Origin of the sequence: Micromonospora sp. D75 (genome assembly GCF_018070405.1) — a bacterium.
Classification (GTDB): Bacteria; Actinomycetota; Actinomycetes; order Mycobacteriales; family Micromonosporaceae; genus Micromonospora; species Micromonospora chalcea.
The window spans coordinates 1-3,976 of the sequence record NZ_JAGPXV010000560.1; the positions used below are offsets into that span (position 1 = coordinate 1).

Consider the following 3,976-nt stretch of genomic DNA (forward strand, 5'->3'; position numbering starts at 1 on the left):
CAGGTGACGCCCGCCCCATCGAGCCGACGGCCCGCCGGCTTCCGCCGGCGGGCCTTCCGCTGTCCCGCCCGCGTCTCTCCCCGCCCTCCCCGTCGATCATGAAGTTGACGGCGTATTCGATCTCCAATTCCGCCGCCAACCTCATGATCGACCCGGTCGGGGGTGGGGGGTGAAGGGGGCGGTCAGGTGGGGGGTGGCCAGGGTGGCGGGGGAGAGGGTTGCCAGCAGGGTCGTGCGGGCGTGGCGGGCTTCGTCCGGGTCCACCTCGTGGGCGTACGCCAGCTCCGGGGCGACCAACTGGATCGCGTGCACGAGCAGGTCGCCGGTGATCAGGAGGCGCTCGTCGTCCGCCTCGATGAGCACCGACTGGTGACCCGGCGTGTGGCCTGGGGTGTGCAGCAGCCGTACCCCCGGGGTGAGGGGCGTCTCGCCGTCGACCACCCGCAGGCGGCCGGCGGCGCGCAACGGCCCCAGCAGCCGGGCCGGCAGTTCCGGGTGGAACAGCTCCAGCGCGTCCAGCTCGGCGCGCTGTCCCAGGTGGTCCGCGTTCGGGAACAGCGCGCCGGCCCAGCCGACGTGGTCGGTGTGCAGGTGGGTGAGGACCACGGTGCGGACGTCGGCCGGATCGATCCCGGCGGCGGCCAGCTCGGCCGGCAGCCGGCCGGGGACCGGCGCCCAGTTCGCGGCGAGCGAGTCGGCCGGGCCGATGCCGGCGTCGACGAGCGTGACCGGCCCGTCGCCGGTCCGCACCGCGAACGCGCGGAACCGCAGCCACCACCGCCCGTCGGCGGTGACGGCGCCCGGGTCGAGCCGGTCGGCAGCCGCCCAGTGCGCCTGGGTGGCGCCGGGAAACGCCTCGCCGCGGGGCTGGAAGAAGGGCCCCTCGCCGTCAGACAGCGCGGTGACCGTGATAGACCCGAGGGTGCGGCTGCGCGGCATCGCACGATGATGCCAGCGGGTCGCGGTACGGCGCAGCCCGCTTTTCCGGCGGCCCACCCGGGCCGCCTGGGGACTGCCGGCCAGTTTCCAGTACGCTCGTACTGCTTGAGCACGTGTCCCCCGAGAGGAGCGCCGGCCGATGGCGAAGATCAAGGTAAACAACCCGGTCGTGGAGATCGACGGCGACGAGATGACCCGGATCATCTGGAAGCAGATCCGGGAGCAGCTGATCCTGCCCTACCTCGACGTCGACCTGCACTACTACGACCTGTCGATCCAGCACCGTGACGCCACCGACGACCAGGTCACCGTCGACGCCGCCAACGCCATCAAGGAGCACGGCGTCGGCGTCAAGTGCGCCACCATCACCCCGGACGAGGCCCGGGTGGAGGAGTTCGGCCTGAAGAAGATGTGGCGGTCGCCGAACGGCACCATCCGCAACATCCTCGGCGGCGTGGTCTTCCGCGAGCCGATCATCATGTCGAACGTGCCGCGGCTCGTCCCGGGCTGGACCAAGCCGATCATCATCGGCCGGCACGCGCACGGCGACCAGTACAAGGCCACCGACTTCGTCGTCCCCGGCCCGGGCACGGTGACCATCACCTACACCCCGGCCGACGGCGGCACCCCGATGGAGATGGAGGTCGCCAACTTCCCCGGCGGCGGCATCGCCATGGGCATGTACAACTACGACGAGTCGATCCGGGACTTCGCCCGCGCCTCGTTCCGGTACGGCCTGGACCGCAACTACCCGGTCTACATGTCCACCAAGAACACCATCCTCAAGGCGTACGACGGCCGGTTCAAGGACATCTTCGCCGAGGTGTTCGAGAACGAGTTCAAGGCCGAGTTCGAGGCCGCCGGCCTCACCTACGAGCACCGGCTGATCGACGACATGGTCGCCGCCGCGCTCAAGTGGGAGGGCGGGTACGTCTGGGCCTGCAAGAACTACGACGGTGACGTGCAGTCCGACACCGTCGCGCAGGGCTTCGGCTCGCTCGGCCTGATGACCTCGGTGCTGCTCTCCCCGGACGGCCGCACCGTCGAGGCCGAGGCCGCCCACGGCACCGTCACCCGGCACTACCGGCAGTACCAGAAGGGCGAGAAGACCTCGACCAACCCGATCGCCTCGATCTATGCCTGGACCCGGGGCCTGGCCCACCGGGGCAAGCTGGACGGCACCCCGGCGGTCACCGAGTTCGCGAACACGCTGGAGAAGGTCATCGTGGACACCGTCGAGGGCGGCCAGATGACCAAGGACCTCGCGCTGCTCATCTCGCGGGACGCCCCGTGGCTGACCACCGACGAGTTCATGAACGCGCTCGACGAGAACCTGGCGCGCCGGCTCGCCGCCTGACGTGTAAGGAAGGGCCCCTTCTTAACGCCTCGCGTTGTAGAAGGGGCCCTTTTTAACACCTCAGGGCCATCGGGGCGGCGTGACCTCGCTCGGTGCGTTCTCGTTGACAGGGTGGACGAGATGCCAGTCGCGTCCGTGAAGGTTGGCCGTCGCCGCGCGCCGGCCGGCCGACCTTCGAGGCTGCTGAGCGCAGCCAGCCGTCCCTTCCCTGCGGGGGGTCCTGTCCCGGGCCCCCCGCGCCCCCGTGCCCGGGCCGCGGTTGTTAAGAAGGGGCCCTTTCTCTACCGCAGGCGTTAACAAGGGGCCCTTCCTGTCATGCGGCGCGCAGCAGCTCGGCGGCTCGCTCGGGGGCGATGTCGTTGATGAACACCCCCATGCCGGACTCCGACCCGGCCAGGTACTTCAGCTTGTCCTTGGCCCGCCGGATGCTGAACAGCTGCAGGTGCAGGTGGCCCAGCTCCCTGTCGATCCGTACCGGCGCCTGGTGCCAGGCCGCGATGTACGGCATCGGCAGGTCGAACAGCCCGTCGAAGCGGCGCAGCAGGTCCAGGTATAGCGGCCCGAACGCGTCCCGCTCGGCGTCGTCGAGCGCCGGGATGTCCGGCACCGGCCGGTGCGGCGCCACGTGCACCTCGAACGGCCAGCGCGCCGCCGCCGGGACGTACGCGGTCCAGTGCTCGTTGCTCGTCACCACCCGTTCCCCGGAGGCGCGTTCGGCGGCCAGCACGTCGGCGTACAGGTTGCCGCCAGTGCGCTCGGCGTGCCGCCGGGCGGCGGCCAGCATGTCGCGGGTGCGCGGCGTGACGAACGGGTACGCGTAGATCTGCCCGTGCGGGTGGTGAAGCGTCACCCCGATCTCCACGCCCCGGTTCTCGAACGGGAAGACCTGCTCCACGCCGGGCAGCGCGCTCAGCGCTTCGGTGCGGTCGGCGAGCGCGTCCAGCACGGTCCGCACCCGATGCGGGGGGAGCCGGGCGAACGAGGCGTTGTGGTCGTCGGTGAAGCAGACCACCTCGCACCTGCCGAGGCCGGGCCGTACCGGGGTGAACGGCGTGATCTCGGCCGGTTCGTCGGCGACCCGCTGGCTCAGTGACGGGAACCGGTTCTCGAACACGACGACGTCGTAGTCGGGCGCCGGGATCTCGCTGTGCCGGTCGCCCCGGGACGGGCACAGCGGGCACTGGTCGGCCGGGGGCAGGAACGTGCGGGTCTGCCGGTGCACCGCGACCGCCACCCACTCGTCGGTCAGCGGGTCGTACCGCAGCTGCGAGGCGGGCGGGGGAGGGGGCAGGTCCCGCCGGTCCGGCTGGTCCCGGACCGCGTCGTCCCGCTCGTCGAAGTAGATCAGCTCGCGGCCGTCGGCCAGCGCGATCCGCGTACGCTTCACTGCGCCCCCCTCTGCGCGGGCACCGTCACCAGCTCGCCCACCCTGTCGTCGAGTACCCGTCGTGCCTCGGGCGCCAACCGGTCGTCGGTGACCAGCACGTCCGCCGCGTCCAGCGGCACTATCGACGAGATGCCGACGGTGCCCCACTTGGTGTGGTCGGCCAGCACCACGAGCCGGTCCGCGGCGGCCACGAGCGCCCGGTTCGTGTCCGCCTCCATCAGAGTGGGCGTGGTGAACCCGGCCCGTTCGCTGATGCCGTGCACGCCGAGAAAGAGCACGTCCAGGTGGAGCGC

3 protein-coding genes and 1 pseudogene are annotated in these 3,976 nt (G+C 71.2%); 1 reads left to right on the forward strand and 3 read right to left on the reverse strand.

Annotation, left to right across the window (positions count from 1 at the left end; all coding sequences use genetic code 11):
• Window positions 1-141: 141 nt before the first annotated feature.
• Entirely contained in the window at window positions 142-939 is a 798-nt protein-coding gene (locus tag KBX39_RS25390; RefSeq protein ID WP_210872870.1) for an MBL fold metallo-hydrolase, read from the reverse strand.
• Window positions 940-1,078: 139 nt separating this feature from the next.
• On the opposite strand from KBX39_RS25390, the gene KBX39_RS25395 reads away from it, so the two are divergent.
• The gene (locus KBX39_RS25395; RefSeq protein ID WP_043328372.1) at window positions 1,079-2,296 is read left to right on the forward strand and encodes an NADP-dependent isocitrate dehydrogenase; all 1,218 of its coding nucleotides are present in this window, start codon (window positions 1,079-1,081) and stop codon (window positions 2,294-2,296) included.
• Window positions 2,297-2,609: 313 nt separating this feature from the next.
• Here the strand turns inward: KBX39_RS25395 and galT are convergent, their stop codons facing one another.
• Window positions 2,610-3,683, reverse strand: a complete 1,074-nt coding sequence (galT, locus tag KBX39_RS25400; protein ID WP_064448853.1) for a galactose-1-phosphate uridylyltransferase — start codon at window positions 3,681-3,683, stop codon at window positions 2,610-2,612.
• A pseudogene (locus tag KBX39_RS25405) lies at window positions 3,680-3,976 on the reverse strand (DeoR family transcriptional regulator); the annotation flags it as partial. The gene galT and the pseudogene KBX39_RS25405, both read right to left, overlap by 4 nt.

Coding starts and splice junctions, on each gene's coding strand:
- KBX39_RS25395 (WP_043328372.1), top strand. CDS start 1,079: ATGGCGAAGATCAAGGTAAACAACCCGGTCGTGGAGATCGACGGCGAC.
- KBX39_RS25390 (WP_210872870.1), bottom strand. CDS start 939: ATGCCGCGCAGCCGCACCCTCGGGTCTATCACGGTCACCGCGCTGTCT.